18 protein-coding genes are annotated in these 13,639 nt (G+C 67.3%); 14 read left to right on the forward strand and 4 right to left on the reverse strand.

The window, feature by feature from the left end:
- The first annotated feature begins 95 nt into the window (after positions 1-95).
- From BSF38_RS26610 to BSF38_RS26640, 7 genes are all read left to right on the forward strand, one after another.
- Positions 96-659 (forward strand): D-sedoheptulose-7-phosphate isomerase, encoded by a 564-nt coding sequence (locus BSF38_RS26610; protein WP_076350070.1) that lies wholly within the window; start codon positions 96-98, stop codon positions 657-659.
- The gene (locus BSF38_RS26615) at positions 656-1,489 is read left to right on the forward strand and encodes an HAD family hydrolase (protein ID WP_076350071.1); all 834 of its coding nucleotides are present in this window, start codon (positions 656-658) and stop codon (positions 1,487-1,489) included. Before BSF38_RS26610 ends, BSF38_RS26615 begins: the two co-directional genes overlap by 4 nt.
- The gene (locus BSF38_RS26620) at positions 1,486-2,592 is read left to right on the forward strand and encodes a GSU2086 family protein (protein WP_076350072.1); all 1,107 of its coding nucleotides are present in this window, start codon (positions 1,486-1,488) and stop codon (positions 2,590-2,592) included. The genes BSF38_RS26615 and BSF38_RS26620 overlap by 4 nt, the downstream gene beginning before the upstream one ends.
- Positions 2,589-3,620 (forward strand): bifunctional heptose 7-phosphate kinase/heptose 1-phosphate adenyltransferase, encoded by a 1,032-nt coding sequence (locus BSF38_RS26625; RefSeq protein ID WP_076350073.1) that lies wholly within the window; start codon positions 2,589-2,591, stop codon positions 3,618-3,620. The genes BSF38_RS26620 and BSF38_RS26625 overlap by 4 nt, the downstream gene beginning before the upstream one ends.
- Positions 3,617-4,141: a peptide chain release factor family protein gene (locus BSF38_RS26630; protein WP_076350074.1), complete on the forward strand. Its 525-nt coding sequence runs from the start codon at positions 3,617-3,619 to the stop codon at positions 4,139-4,141. The genes BSF38_RS26625 and BSF38_RS26630 overlap by 4 nt, the downstream gene beginning before the upstream one ends.
- A gap of 97 nt (positions 4,142-4,238) precedes the next feature.
- A complete protein-coding gene (locus BSF38_RS26635) occupies positions 4,239-5,219 on the forward strand; it encodes a CHAD domain-containing protein (RefSeq protein WP_076350075.1) in 981 nt (326 codons plus the stop codon).
- A gap of 127 nt (positions 5,220-5,346) precedes the next feature.
- A complete protein-coding gene (locus BSF38_RS26640) occupies positions 5,347-6,150 on the forward strand; it encodes a hypothetical protein (RefSeq protein WP_076350076.1) in 804 nt (267 codons plus the stop codon).
- 122 nt (positions 6,151-6,272) lie between these two features.
- Here the strand turns inward: BSF38_RS26640 and BSF38_RS26645 are convergent, their stop codons facing one another.
- Both BSF38_RS26645 and BSF38_RS26650 read right to left on the reverse strand, forming a co-directional pair.
- Positions 6,273-6,821 carry a hypothetical protein gene (locus tag BSF38_RS26645; RefSeq protein WP_076350077.1) on the reverse strand — a complete coding sequence of 183 codons (549 nt, stop codon included), beginning with the start codon at positions 6,819-6,821 and terminating at the stop codon, positions 6,273-6,275.
- A gap of 202 nt (positions 6,822-7,023) precedes the next feature.
- Positions 7,024-7,362, reverse strand: a complete 339-nt coding sequence (locus tag BSF38_RS26650; RefSeq protein WP_076350078.1) for a hypothetical protein — start codon at positions 7,360-7,362, stop codon at positions 7,024-7,026.
- Between the two features lie 62 nt (positions 7,363-7,424).
- On the opposite strand from BSF38_RS26650, the gene BSF38_RS32420 reads away from it, so the two are divergent.
- The 6 genes from BSF38_RS32420 to yidD all read left to right on the forward strand — a co-directional run bounded on the left by BSF38_RS32420 (position 7,425) and on the right by yidD (position 10,054).
- The gene (locus tag BSF38_RS32420) at positions 7,425-7,553 is read left to right on the forward strand and encodes a hypothetical protein (RefSeq protein WP_257787837.1); all 129 of its coding nucleotides are present in this window, start codon (positions 7,425-7,427) and stop codon (positions 7,551-7,553) included.
- Between the two features lie 138 nt (positions 7,554-7,691).
- A complete protein-coding gene (locus BSF38_RS26655; RefSeq protein ID WP_076350079.1) occupies positions 7,692-8,669 on the forward strand; it encodes a DnaJ C-terminal domain-containing protein in 978 nt (325 codons plus the stop codon).
- A 60-nt stretch (positions 8,670-8,729) separates the two neighbouring features.
- Positions 8,730-9,053 carry a chaperone modulator CbpM gene (locus BSF38_RS26660; protein WP_076350080.1) on the forward strand — a complete coding sequence of 108 codons (324 nt, stop codon included), beginning with the start codon at positions 8,730-8,732 and terminating at the stop codon, positions 9,051-9,053.
- A 13-nt stretch (positions 9,054-9,066) separates the two neighbouring features.
- Entirely contained in the window at positions 9,067-9,393 is a 327-nt protein-coding gene (locus BSF38_RS26665; RefSeq protein WP_145952340.1) for a hypothetical protein, read from the forward strand.
- A gap of 23 nt (positions 9,394-9,416) precedes the next feature.
- Positions 9,417-9,803 (forward strand): ribonuclease P protein component, encoded by a 387-nt coding sequence (gene rnpA / locus BSF38_RS26670; protein ID WP_076350082.1) that lies wholly within the window; start codon positions 9,417-9,419, stop codon positions 9,801-9,803.
- Positions 9,800-10,054, forward strand: a complete 255-nt coding sequence (yidD, locus tag BSF38_RS26675) for a membrane protein insertion efficiency factor YidD (protein WP_076350083.1) — start codon at positions 9,800-9,802, stop codon at positions 10,052-10,054. The genes rnpA and yidD overlap by 4 nt, the downstream gene beginning before the upstream one ends.
- A 96-nt stretch (positions 10,055-10,150) precedes the next feature.
- Here yidD and BSF38_RS26680 read toward each other — a convergent pair whose 3' ends face one another.
- Positions 10,151-11,149 carry a hypothetical protein gene (locus tag BSF38_RS26680; protein ID WP_145952341.1) on the reverse strand — a complete coding sequence of 333 codons (999 nt, stop codon included), beginning with the start codon at positions 11,147-11,149 and terminating at the stop codon, positions 10,151-10,153.
- A gap of 90 nt (positions 11,150-11,239) precedes the next feature.
- A complete protein-coding gene (locus BSF38_RS26685) occupies positions 11,240-12,403 on the reverse strand; it encodes a hypothetical protein (RefSeq protein ID WP_076350085.1) in 1,164 nt (387 codons plus the stop codon).
- A 306-nt stretch (positions 12,404-12,709) separates the two neighbouring features.
- Here BSF38_RS26685 and BSF38_RS30975 point away from each other — a divergent pair, with 306 nt between their 5' ends.
- Positions 12,710-13,153 carry a hypothetical protein gene (locus tag BSF38_RS30975; protein ID WP_145952342.1) on the forward strand — a complete coding sequence of 148 codons (444 nt, stop codon included), beginning with the start codon at positions 12,710-12,712 and terminating at the stop codon, positions 13,151-13,153.
- Positions 13,154-13,639: the final 486 nt, after the last annotated feature.

Below are 13,639 nucleotides of genomic sequence, written 5' to 3' on the forward strand. Positions count from 1 at the left end.
TCGCCTCCCGACGCGCCCTCGGACTATGATCGATGGAGGTTCGACGTCGACCCCGCCGCGACTCCCCCAACCGACATCCAGCCGAGCTTACTCTCATGCGAACTTGGTTATCCCAATACATCGAGGCCCAGCATAAGGCCCTCGATTCCGTTCCGCTCGACGCCGTCGAGCGGCTCATCGAGACGGTCCGCCAGGCGTGGAACGAGGACCGGCAGATCTTCGTGATCGGCAACGGCGGCAACGCGGCCAGCGGGTCGCACTTCGCCACCGACCTGGGCAAGGGGGCGAGCGACGTCGCCGGCCGCAGGTTCCGGATCATCACCCTGGCCGACAACGTCGCCTGGCTGACGGCCATCGGCAACGACTACAGCTACGACGACGTCTTCGTCCGCCCGCTCGAAAACTACGCCCGCCCCGGCGACCTGCTGATCGCCAGCAGCGTCAGCGGCAACTCGCCCAACCTCGTCAAGGCCGTCGAGTGGGCCCGCGCGAAGGACCTCCGCACCGTCGCCCTGGTCGGCGCCAAGCGCGGCAGGCTGGCGGAACTGGCCGAGCAGACGATCGTCGTCGACGACACGCATTACGGCCGGGTCGAGGACGTTCAGATGACGATCTACCACCTGATCTGCTACGCCTTCATGGAGAAGAAGCCGGCATGAAGCCCTCACCGTTCACCTCCGACGTGATCCTCAGTCCGTCGTTTCAGCCTCGTCCCACCATCAGCCACGTTCTGTTCGATTTCGACGGCACCCTGTCGCTGATCCGCCAGGGCTGGCCCGAAGTGATGGTGCCGATGTTCACCGAGATGCTGCCGGCAGTCGACGGCGAGACCGACGACGACCGCCGCCGGTTGGCGTTCGAGGACATCATGCGGCTCAACGGCAAGCAGACCATCTACCAGATGATCCAGCTCGCCGACCGGATTCGCGAGCGCGGCGGCGAGCCGCGCGAGCCGCTCTGGTACAAGCACGAATACCTCCGCCGTCTCGACCTCCGGATCAACGACCGGACCGAGGGCCTGCGCAACGGCACCGTCAAGCCCGAGGCCCACCTCGTGCACGAGGCTCGCTTGCTGCTCGACGATCTCGTCCGCCGCGGCCTGCCGATGTACCTGGCCAGCGGCACCGACGAGCCGTTCGTGAAGCGCGAGGCCGAGTTGCTGGGACTCACCCATTACTTCGGCCCGCACATCTACGGCGCCCAGGACGACTTCAAGACGTTCTCCAAGAAGATGGTCATCGACCGGATCATCCGCGAGAACGACATCCAGGGCGAACAGCTCCTGTCGTTCGGCGACGGGTACGTCGAGATCCAGAACACCAAGGAAGTCGGCGGCCTGGCCGTGGCGGTCGCCAGCGACGAGGCAAACAACGGCTCGGGCCGGATGGACCCCTGGAAGCTCGAACGGCTCTCCAGCGTCGGCGCCGACGTCGTCATTCCCGACTTCCGCGACGGCGTCGCCCTCCTGGAGCTGATCCTCGGCTCATGAACACCAAGCCCCTCGACCTCACCCGGCTGAAGGTCTTCCCGCTCGAAGAGCGCCAGAGCCTGACCAGGGCCGACGACATCCTCCTCGACCCCGACGCCCCCCCCGCGCCATGCGCGCCGGCCGTCGCCGACCGCATCGCCGAGTGCGCCCGGCGGATCAAGCGAGCCCGCGAGCAGGGGGCCGGCGTGATACTGATCTACGGCGCTCACCTGCTGCGGAACGGCACGGCGGCGATCCTGGGACGGATGATGAAGAACGAATGGATCACCCACCTCGCCACCAACGGCGCGGGGACGATCCACGACTGGGAATACGCCTGGCTGGGCCGGTCGACCGAGAGCGTGCGGGCGAACGTCCCCACCGGCTCGTTCGGCTCGTGGGACGAGACCGGGCGGAACATCCACCTGGCGATCCTCGCCGCCGCGCTTCGGGGTGACGGCTACGGCGTCGGCCTCGGACGGTTCATCGCCGAGGACGGCGTCGACCTCCCCTCGGCCGACGACCTCGAAGCCGCCATCCGCGCCGAACCCTCGCACCCGCTGACCCCCGCGCGGGCCGACGCCCTGCTGGCGATCCGCGCCCACGGCCTGCCGTCCGGCCGGATCGCCGTCCAGCACCGCTGGAAGCACGCCTCGATCCTCGCGCAAGCGTTTCAGCATAGAATCCCGATGACCGTCCACCCGGGCGTCGGCTACGACATCATCGCCAACCATCCGATCTTCAACGGCGCGGCGATCGGCCGGGCGGCGGGGATCGATTTCAGTCTGTTCGGCGGCTCGGTCGAGACTCTCGATCACGGCGTCGTCCTGTCGGTCGGCTCGGCGATCATGGGCCCGCAGGTGTTCGAGAAAAGCCTGAGCTGCGTCAACAACCTCCGACTCCAGGACGGCCGCCCGATCGTGTCGGACCACTCGTTCTACGTGGTCGACCTTCAGGACGGCGGCGGCTGGGACTGGTCGCAGGGCGAACCGCCGAAGACCAACCCGGCCTACTACCTCCGGTTCTGCAAGAGCTACGCCCGCATGGGGGGCGAGATGCAGTACCTCCAGTACGACAACGCCGCGTTCATCCACAACCTTTACCAGCAGGTCGCCTCCTCATGACTCCCGCGCGGTTCCAGGCCGTCACCTCGCAGTATCCGGGGCTCCGAATCGCGGTCGTCGGCGACTTCTGCCTGGATCGATACCTCGAAATCGACCCCGCCCGGTCCGAGACGTCGATCGAAACCGGCCTGCCGGTCCACAACGTCGTCCGCGTCCGCGCCCAGCCCGGAGGGGCGGGGACGGTCCTGAACAACCTCGTCGCGCTCGGGATCGGCACAATCGAGGTCGTCGGCTTCCGGGGCGACGACGGCGAGGGCTACGAGCTTCAGCGTGGGCTCGAAGCGTCGCCAGGGGTCTCGACCGAGCACTTCCTGACCACCCCCCTCCGCCGCACTTTCACCTACTGCAAGCCCCTGGTCGTCGAGCCCGGCAGGACCCCCGTCGAGCTGAATCGGCTGGACTCGAAGAACTGGACCCCGACGCCCGCCGCGATCGAATCCCGCCTGGCCGAGAGCCTCCGGACGGTCGCCCCCCGCGTCGACGCCGTGATCGTCCTTGAACAGGTCGACGCGGCCGAGACCGGCGTGGTCACGCGTGGTTTCCTCGAAGCGCTCCGAGCGGTCGCCGAGGCGAACCCCAAGCTGCCGATCCTCGCCGATTCCCGGCGCGGCCTGGGCGCGTGGCCAAGCGTCGACTTCAAGATGAACGCCGCCGAGCTTTCAGCCCTCCTCGGTCGCGACGAAGTCTCGGCGATCGAGGACATCAAGCGGGCGGCCGTCGACCTGGCCGACCGCAACGGCCGGCCGGTCTTCATCACCCTGGCCGAGCGGGGCATCGTCGCGGCGACTCCCGGCGAGCCGGCCGAGCACGCACCGGCATTGCCGGTCCGCGGGCCGATCGACGTCGTGGGCGCGGGCGATTCGGTCACCGCCAACCTGGCCGCCGCGCTCGCCGCCGGCGCGTCGATCCGCGAGGCCGTCGAGCTGGCCGTGATCGCGTCGTCGATCGTCGTTCACCAGCTCGGCACCACGGGCGTCGCCTCCGTGAACGACCTGTCCACGCTCTTCGACCATCTCAACGCCCCATGACCTCCCAACTCGGCCGTCCCCACCCCGCGCGTCTGCCCCTCGACCAGATCGCCGCCGAGTGCGACCTGAAAACAACCCGACGATCGGGGCCTGGCGGCCAGAACCGCAATAAGGTCGAGACCGCCGTGGTCCTCACCCACCGCCCGACCGGCCTCGTCGCCGAAGCCTCCGAGCGCCGGAGCCAGATCGAAAACCGCCGCGAAGCCCTGTTCCGGCTTCGCCTCAAATTGGCCCTCGAAATCCGCTCGCCGATCGAGCCCGAATCCTACGCGCCTAGCCCCTTGTGGGGGTCGCGGCTGCGCGGGGGCAAGGTCGTCGTCAGCCCCGAGCACGACGACTTCCCGGCGCTTCTGGCCGAGGCCCTCGACGTCCTGATCGCCCACAAGCTCGAAGTCAAATCGGCCGCCGACGCCCTCGGCTGCTCGTCGACCCAGCTCGTCAAGCTGCTCGCCGCCGAGCCCCGGGCGCTCATCTGGCTCAACGCCCAGCGCGGGCTGGCGGGTCTCCATCCTCTCCGCTGAGGCCCCCCCTCGCTCTTGAGCCGGACGGCCGAAAAGCGTACGGTGACGGGAGATTGATTCATCCACCACGCTCCAACCCGTCGCGTCCGCTCTTTTTATGACGTTGAACAACCAGCAAGCCTCTCCCAGCGATCCCGGAACGGACGGCCCCCGGCGGGTGAAGCCCGGCGACCCGGCGGCGGCGGCGATCGCCTCGGCCCTCCGCACGGCCGTTGCTCGCCTGCGAGCGGCCGATCCCGCGGCCCAAAACGGCGAGGCCGAAGGGGTCCACCGGCTCCGCACCTCGGCCCGCCGCCTGCGAAGCGAGCTGCGAGCCTTCAGCGACCTGGTCGAGCCAAGCTGGCGCGCGGCCCTCGAACGCGAACTCCAATGGCTCGGCGGGGCCCTCGGCAACCTCCGCGACCTCGACATCCTCCGCGCCCACTTCGAGACCGCCGCCCGGGGCGACGACGCAACACCTGACAACAGCAAATGTTGCGATGAATCAATCCCGCTTCGTCCGTTGTTCGACGCGCTCGACGCGCGTCACGAAGCGGCGTCGCAGGCGATGCGAGAGGCCCTCCAGAGCGACCGTTGCCGCCGCCTGTTCGAGTCGCTCCAGCAATCCGCCGAACACCCGCCGCTCCGCGACGACGCCGACAAGCCGTGCCGGTCGGTCCTCCCGCCGCTGGTCCAAAAGTCCTGGAAGCGGTTCAAGAAGGATGCCGAGGACCTCGATTCCGACAGCCCCGATTCCGCCTTCCACGAGGTCCGCAAGCGGGCCAAGCGCACCCGCTACACGGCCGAGCTGATCGCCCCGACCCTGGGCCGTCGCGTGTCGAACAAAGCCAAACGCTTCATCCGCCTGACGACCGCCGTCCAGGACGTCCTCGGCGAGCACCAGGACATGACCGTCGCGATCACCGAGGTCGAAAACCTCCTCCCCCGGCATCTCGACGACCCCGAATTCCAGGAAGCCGCAAAAATCCTCCTGGCCCGGCTCCGCAAGACTGCCGACGACTCGCGGTCCGCCTTCTTCGACCTCTGGCCCAAGCTCGCCAAGAAGAAAACCCGTCGCTGGCTCAAGCGCCGCGACTGATCCCGACCGCTCCCATCCGTCCCAAGACTCGGGTACACTCGCGAAAGTAGTAGCCTGGCCCCCAGATATCGAAGGCTGGCCGGCCCGCTCGCGTGGTCGAGCGGTTTCTATCGAGGAGTACCCCGGGATGGCGACCACATTCGCTTTGACCTTGATGCTTTCCCTGCCTGGCCAGGTGCTGCCGGCGCCGCCGTTCCCGGACGATCCGGCCGTGCGGCTGGCCTACATGAAGGGCTCGGTGGCGCCTTACCACATCCACCGGACGACCGGCGAATCGCCGGCGTTCCGACTCCGGGCCGAGCCGGTCTTCCGGCTCGACAACCCGGTGTCGGGAGTCAAGGACAGCGCGATCTTCCTCTGGACCGACGCCGAAACCGGTCGCCCCGAGGCCACGATCCAGATGTACCGAGCCCCCACGGGATTCTGGAACCACGACTGGACGTCGCTGTCGACCAGCCCGATCGTGGCCGAGGTCAGGGGCCGAGAGAAGTGGCGGCCCAAGCCCGGCGTCGAATTCCATCTCGTGCCAGACGCCCCCGCCCCGGCGGCGACCCCCTCGGCCCGGCTCCGGCAACTCCGCGCCCTGGCCGAGGAGTTCACGGCCACGGACGACTTCCTGAACGCGGGATGGAGCCAGCTCCGGCTCTTGCCGAAACCCTGGCTCCGCTATGGCAAGGCCGGTTCGGGGGTCGAGGACGGCGCCCTGTTCGCCTTCGCGATCGGCACTGATCCCGAGGTGGTCCTCATGATCGAGTCTCGCCCCGACCCGGCCGGCACCCTCAAATGGCATTACGGCCTGGCCCCGATGACCTCGTTCGAGGTCAAGGCGTTCTGGAAGGGGAATGAGGTCTGGACACTCCCCTGGCGGAAGATGTCCAAAGACACGACCGACCCGTTCTACGACATGGAATACTCGCTCGAGCCGCAATAAGCAGGGTTCCGGGCCCGTCTTCATGTTCCAGACGACGCCGTAGCCAAGCCCAAAGGGCCCGGATGCAGGCCACAGAGCTACGGAAGACGGGCAAACGTGACCTGTGGCCGCGTCTGCCGCAGCTACGGTGTGGGCGGCTCTCTCATCGGATCACGTCCGGTACAGATTTCGTGCAGCTTGTACGCGAAGCTGAGCGCCTCGTCGATCGCCTCACTCGGCAGTTTATAGAGCCGGAGGTGGTCTTCGCGATAGTTCGGGTAGTCATGCCCGCCTCGGAGGAACGCGGCGCCATCGACCATGAAGCAAAGCGGGTTCTTCCCCGCGTCCACGAAGTCGACACGCCTGATCCGCCCATTTTTCATTCGGATGCGAATCTCGCCCATGTTGGGGAAGACCGTCATCTCCCGAGCAAAGGCGGAGGACTCCGAAGGCTTGAGACAATCCAGGACGGTCGCGAAGTGCTTCTCATCGATCCGGCAATTCGTGACATCGGCCAGGCCGAACTCGTGGACTCGGAGCGAGACTTCCATGACCTCGACCTCGGCGGCGTCGGGCAAATCCGCCGATGCCGACGTCCGAGAATTCAGATGCCAGACGATCGTTAGGCCAAGAGCGAGAATCGAGGCCAATACCGTCAGCAGCGGATGGCGGAACCGAACATATCGCCACATCGTCTGAAAACCACCTTCCAGAAAGCCAAGGCGCAGTTACATCCGGTGGTTCGGCTGTTAAACGATAAGCGGGAGCGGCAAGACGAAGAGGGCGTGGAACCAGACAGCCCGACAGACGCCAGCCCCCGATGCCATACTCGCACCAGCCGCCGGTCCCGTGCCAGTGATTCTGCTGGCACGCGGCGAGCAGATCATGAAGAGGTCAAGAAACGATCCACGGCCGGCTGCTCCAGTATCGCAGCTCGATCGTCTCTCCCTCGATCGGATAGACCGCATCGCGGGCCGGCTCCTCCGTCACCCACACGTCCCGGACCTCACCGGGGACGCCCCAGAGGGCGACGAGCGACCTATCGTTGAGGAGGTCGTCGACGAACCGGCGGACCGCCTCGGGCTGTGGAAGCCCCGACAGCGAGGCCAGAATGTCGGCGTGCGTATGCCAAGGAAAACCGTCGAACCCCAAGGACAAGTCGCCATCGGGATCGACGCTCACGAGAAACCGCAATCGGCCATCGGGGCTGACATGTTTTTCGAGTATCGCCATACGCCACCTCACAAGAGAGTTGAGTCACCGTGGGCAGGCCCGAATGGGACGAAGCCCGGCCCGTGCCAGTGATTCTCCGGGCTCGCGGCGACCTGACTGGCACCAGTTGCCCCCGCGCCGGCAAGCTGAGCGACCTGTTTCACTCTATCTATACCACCGACGCAGACGGCCCCGACTCGTCGTCCGGCTGATCCGGGCCGCTTGAACAGGCGGGCGGTTATGAGCTAGAATCGAAGCGAAAGTGCAATTCTCGCGCGACGATCTTCGTCGTCGGCCTGGGGCCGACGCGCCGGGGCTTGGAGCAAGGGATCACGAGGTCGGACAGCGTTATGCCTGAGCGTGATTATTACGAGGTCCTTGGGGTCGCGCGCGACGCAACGCCCGAGGCGATCAAGAAGGCGTACCGCTCACTGGCGCGGAAGCATCACCCCGACGTCAATCCCGGCGACAAGGCGGCCGAGAAGCAGTTCAAGGAAGTTCAGCAGGCGTACGACGTCCTCGCCGACCAGGAGAAGCGGTCGATGTACGACCGCTACGGCGCCGCCGGCTTCGAGGGCATGGCCGCCGCGGGGCCGAGGACCAGCGCCTCGGAGTGGACGGCCCGGTTCGGCGAGCCGGGGGGCGAGGCGGTCGACTTCAGCGAATTCTTCGGCTCATTCGGCCAGGGTGGACATGGCGGCGGTGACGCCGAGGGAGGCGCGGGGATCTTCGAGGATCTGCTGGGCCGGATGCGAGGCGGTCGGGCCGCCGCCAAGCCGCGCGGCGGTCGAGGCGTCGAGGCCCGCCTGGCGATCCCGTTCCTCACCGCAGTCCGCGGCGGCGAGACGTCGATCGACGTCCAACGCGGCGACGGCAAGCGTGAGAGCCTCGTCGTCAAGATTCCGCCCGGCGTCGACACCGGCGCCAAGCTGCGGCTCAAAGGGCAGGGCGAACCCGGACCCAAGGGGACCCCGGCCGGCGACATGACCATCGAGATCGCCGTCGAGCCACACCCGTACTTCAAACGCGACGGCCGCAACCTCCAGGTCGAAGTCCCCGTGTCCATCGGCGAGGCCGTCCTGGGCGCGAGGATCGAGGTCCCCTCGCTCGACGGGTTGAAGTCGATGACCATCCCGCCGGGCAGTTCGAGCGGCCAGAAGTTAAGGTTGAAAGGGCAGGGGGTTCCAGCCTCGGGAGGGAAGCCCGAGGGGGACCTGTTCGTCGTGCTCAAAGTCGTCGTCCCCAAAAACGTCGACGAGGCCGGCAAGCGCCTGATCCAGGAGTTCGCCGACCTCGTCAAGCAGACCCCGCGCGCCGGGTTGTGGTGAGGTAGGTCGCCTTCGGCGACGGTCTCTCGCGGCTCTCGCGGCAACGGACACCAGCCGGCCATGAACCAACGGATCATCGCGCGCGACGTCGTCGCCCGGCAACTTGCAATCTCGCCGAACGTACTCATCCGGTACGAGCGGATGGGCCTGGTCCAGTCCGTCGGCGAAGGCGAGGCCCAGGGGTACGAGCCTTCCCAGGTGCGGCGAATCTGGTCGATCACAAGCTACCAGCGCGACCTCGGAATCAATCTGGCGGGCGTGGAGGTCATCCTCCGGCTCCGCGACCGGATGTCGCACCTTCATCACCACCTGAAGGACCTCGCCGAGCAGCTAGAAGACCTCGTCGCCCCCCCCCAGCCTCCCGACCCCGACCAACCCCGCTGAGCGATCGGTTCCCATGGTTCAACCTCCCCCCCTCGGCCCAGGCCCTCCGGACCGTCCTGAAGCCGAGCCGACGAAGACCCGGTTGGGACGCATCCTCGCCGAGCGGCCCGAGGAGCGTCCCCGGATCGCCAGGGCCGTCGGCGGCCTGCTGGCGGTCACGCTCGTCACGATCGCCGCGATCGGGATCCTGCTCATCTGGCACCTGCGACGACGCGCCGGGCTGATCCGCGAACAACTCGCATCCGGTTGCAACGTCTCGCTCGCGGAACTGGAACTTCCCGAACTCGACGCCGACGCCGACTCGGACGGATCGGATTCTCCCTCCCTCGGCTCCCGTTGATCGGGAGAGGAAGACGCTTTTCAATGGCCTCGGACGCGCGATTTCGACCGCATGAACGCATCAAGGACCCCGCCGACTTCCGCCGCGCGTTCGACCGCAAGCGGTCGGTCTCGGACGCCATGTTGATCGTCTACAGCGCGGAGAACGGCCTGGACCATTCCCGGCTGGGCGTCTCGGTTTCGCGCAAGCGGGTTCGAAAAGCCAATGATCGCAACCAGGTCAAGCGGCTGATCCGAGAGGTGTTTCGCCTTTCCAAGGCCGACCTGCCGCCGGGGATTGACCTCGTCGTGCTGCCGCGCGGACCCCGGCTGACGTTCGACGCCGTGAGCGGCTCATTGCCGACCCTGGCGCGCGACGCCGTCCGTCGACTACGAGGCTCGCGGCCGGCACCGCCTCCGCCGAAGCCATGAGCCCCGGCGCGCTCGGCCGCGTGCTTTCCTGGCCTGGGCGGCTCACCGTCGCCCTGTTGATCGGCTGCATTCGGGTCTATCAGGCGACCCTCAGCCCGTTGCTCGGCAATGTCTGTCGGTTCCACCCGAGTTGCAGCCGGTATATGGTCGAGGCCCTTCGAAAATACGGCTTCGTCGTCGGCCTGGCCAAAGGCCTGCGGCGGATTTCGCGCTGCCACCCGTGGAACCCGGGCGGCTACGATCCGCCCTGAACCCGAGACGCCGCGGCCGGGCGTCGCCCGCCAGAGCGGCGGGAAAGACCGAGACGGTTCGTTATCGAAGGCGCGTCGGCCGCAGCGCGAGCGGGCTTACTTGTGCCCCAGCAAGTGCTTGATCAGCGAGTGCTCCTGATGGCTATGGCCCCCCTGGGGCGAAGGGGTCGGAGCTTCCGGCGGGGCCTCCTCGCGGGCGGGCGGGGCGGGAGGGGCGGCCGGCGCGAATGGAGGCTGGATCGGCGTCGTGCCGGTCGTGGCGATGGTGGCCGTGCCCCCCAACGGTTGAGACTGGGGCGTCTGGAGCACGGTCTCCTGGACCGTCCGCACCCGGGTCCTGCCAAGCTGGACCAGCCGCTCCCCGAACCGCGCGAGGCCGGCGCCGAGCATCCCCGGGCCGCGGACTTCGACGCTGGTCATAGAGCCCGACGTCGGAACCGAGACCGACGATCCCGCCAGGCCCACGCCCGTCCCGATCGCCGCCGGCTGCGGCGGAGCCGCCATCGGCATCGCATAGGCCGGGGCCATCGGCATCGCGTAGGCCGGAGCCATCGACGCCGCGTAAGCCGGAGCCATCGGCGCCGCCGGAGGAGCGGCCGGTGCGGAATTCGGCAGGAAGAAATTACCCTGCGGGGCCTGGGGAGGAGCCTGCTGATATTGCGGCATCATCGGCACCATCATCCCATACTGCGGACCATAGGCCGGCGCGTACGGGGCCGAATAGCCCGGCGCATAGGCCGGCGCGTAAGGCGGAGCATAAGCCGGGGCGTAGGTGGGGGGAGGTGCCGGAGCGGTCGGCGGTGCGGCGGGCGGCGGGGCCGCAGCCGGGGGGGCGTACGACGGCAGGGGCTTCGCCGGAACCGAGTGTGACTGCTGCGACGACGGATAGCCGCCGTGGAGGCTCGAACGCCGGACTTCCGGATCGACCCGATCAGGCCTGACGACGGGCGGGGGGATGGTCGCCGAACCCGACGTCCGGCCGGGACTCGACGGCGTCGCCTGTCCGTGACAGGGGGCGATCACAGCCCACTGCGCCGCGACCGTAACACCCAGGGCCAAGGACTGTTCGAGGATCGTTCGCTTCCGTCCATCCATGGGAAGGGACTCCTTCATTCTCTAGATTCGAAGCCGTTATGTGAAGCGTCCGCGAGCAACCCGGGCGGGGCGATCGGCCCGGGCTTGCGATCAACGGGCCTGGGCTCGCGCCCGGAATTCGCGTGCGTAGGACGTGAAGAGCTTCTGGAGCCGTTCCTGCTGGGCCTGCCCCAACGGCTGGTTCTGGCCTTGAGGCGTGCGGATGTCCAGGCCGGTCTGGCGCATCTCGCCGATGATATGCTGGGTGAGCGGGTCGAAGACGCCTTCCGACCAGAAGCGACGCCAGTTGGGGTCCGTGGGGATGATAGCGTCGAGCCGGCGCATCAGTTCGGAACTGAGGTCGGCGAAGTTTGAATAGAGCGACGCGCGGGCCGCCACGGTGTCGAATGCGCCGGCGGCCTGCTCCAGAGTCGTCCGCCCAGCCGCGGCCCCGGGGCCCTGCAGCATCTGGTCGATGGCGGCCGTCGAGATGCCCGAGGCCGCACCACCCACCATCGCCGACGGAACCTCGCCCACGGTGACGACGACCTCGTCCATCTCCGAGATGCTCGCCGCGCTCGCACGGGCGGAAGCGACGACGAGCCCGAAACGATACGTCCCGGCGGCCGTCGGAACGAAGGAGAAATAGGACCCGTCCTGGCTCTCTTGCTCGACCTTGGGGCCGGAGAGTTCGAGCCAGCGGTACGCGACGTTGCGAGGCGCGCTCCGCGCCGCGTTCAAGGTGATCCGACGACCGACAAGGCCGATCTGATCATCGCCCGCATCGGCCCGGGGAGCTGCGTTCGATAAGCTCGGCGGCGGCGTCGCGGCCCGCGCGACCCGCGCCTCGATCGGGATCACGACCCGGGCGGACCGTTCGCCCTGGGTGTCCCGGATCGTCAGAAGGAAACCGAGGTTCCGGGCGTCCGGCGGCACGGTCACGTGGATTTTCGGACCGGCCTGGTCATCGAGCGGCACGGTGGGACCGTCGAACTGGGTCCACTCATACGCCGCGTCCGGGTCCGCCGACCCTTCAAGCCCGATGGCGAGCCGGGCGCCCGGGGCGGGGGTGCCGACATAGCGGAGAACGCCGGGCGTCGCCGTTGCGGCGTCGATCTCAGGACGAGCGACGGCCGTGAGTTCGGGTGCCGAGGGAGGGGTTCCCTCGTCTCCCCGGGAATCCTGTTCCATCCCCATGCCGACCAGAAGAGGGAGTACATGCAGCGCTCGGAAGCGTCGGGCCGATCGGCCCGGAGTGCGGCCCAACAAGGTCATGGCGATTTCCTCGTCAAGAACAATATCAATCGGCCGACGCCTGGGCCTTGTGCGGCCCAGCATCTTGGTAGGACTGAAAATCGACCGAACGACCCGCAAACTTGCGACGATCCACCCGATCATCAGAAAACGCATTTCCGCCCGACCCCGAACAATCAGCGCCTTGACGAGGGAAATTCCCTTGCAGGCCCGGCGTGACGCCCCGACGTCGGGTAGATTTCCCTCCGTGGTCCCGCCGTGCGCCGGGCCTCCCCAGGGAGGGGAGGGGACCGTCGCTTTTCGCTCTCCAGACGGAGGTTAGCCGCGATGAGAGGGATTCTTCGCCCCAGGGTGGTCGCCGCCCTTTTCGGACTGGCGTTCATGGAAGTCGCGCTCGCGCCTGCCCCGTGCTTCGCCCTGGGCTTCTTCCACACGTACTACAGCAAGACGACCACTAAAACCGTCGTCCACGGGCACCCACCCGCCGCCCCAGCTCCGGATCATGCTCCGGCCTTTGCTCCGGCCTCGGCTCCGGCGGCCCCGGTGTATTACGCCCCCGCAGCTCCCATGTACTTCGCCCCGGCGGCCCCAGTGTATTACGCCCCCGCGGCTCCCATGTACTACGCCCCGCCAGCCGCCCCCAGCTTCGCTCCGCCGCTCGCGCCCAGCTATGCCCCGCCGCCTGCACCCAACTATGCTCCGCCGCTTGCACCCAACTATGCTCCGCCGGCTCCTGCCGCTCCGTCAGCCCAGGCATCCGGCCAGCGCTGAGGGCAGCTCGTTTTTTGCAGGAAGAACCACGAAGGCGCGTCGAGGGAGGATTCCCACGACGCGCTTTTTTTTCGACTCCGATGAACTCGCCCGCGCGGTCACACGCCGCGTTCACTTGGTCCAGCATCTCAAGCGTCGGGTCCAGTCGACTGATCCTCGACCGGCCCGCTCGCCTGGATTTCCACTCCTCTCGAAGATCCCGCAGCCACCGCACCTTTCCACGCCGTCGTTTTCGACACGTTCGCTTCGTCTCAAAGCGCGTCTTTTTTTCCGTTGATCGATCATCTCTGCTCGTGTTTAATTTAGATATAGCAAGCGTCTGCCGTGGCCTGATGGGAGATTAACATCTGTCCTTTAGGGTCGGAAACGGGGGGAGACAAATGGCAAACTATGCGGTCGTCATTGGAATCAAAGACTATGACTCTATTCGAAGCCTTCAGACGCCGGTAGACGACGCATTGCGGATAACGAACTGGCTACTCGCTC

The organism is Paludisphaera borealis (assembly GCF_001956985.1).
Taxonomy (GTDB): Bacteria; Planctomycetota; Planctomycetia; order Isosphaerales; family Isosphaeraceae; genus Paludisphaera; species Paludisphaera borealis.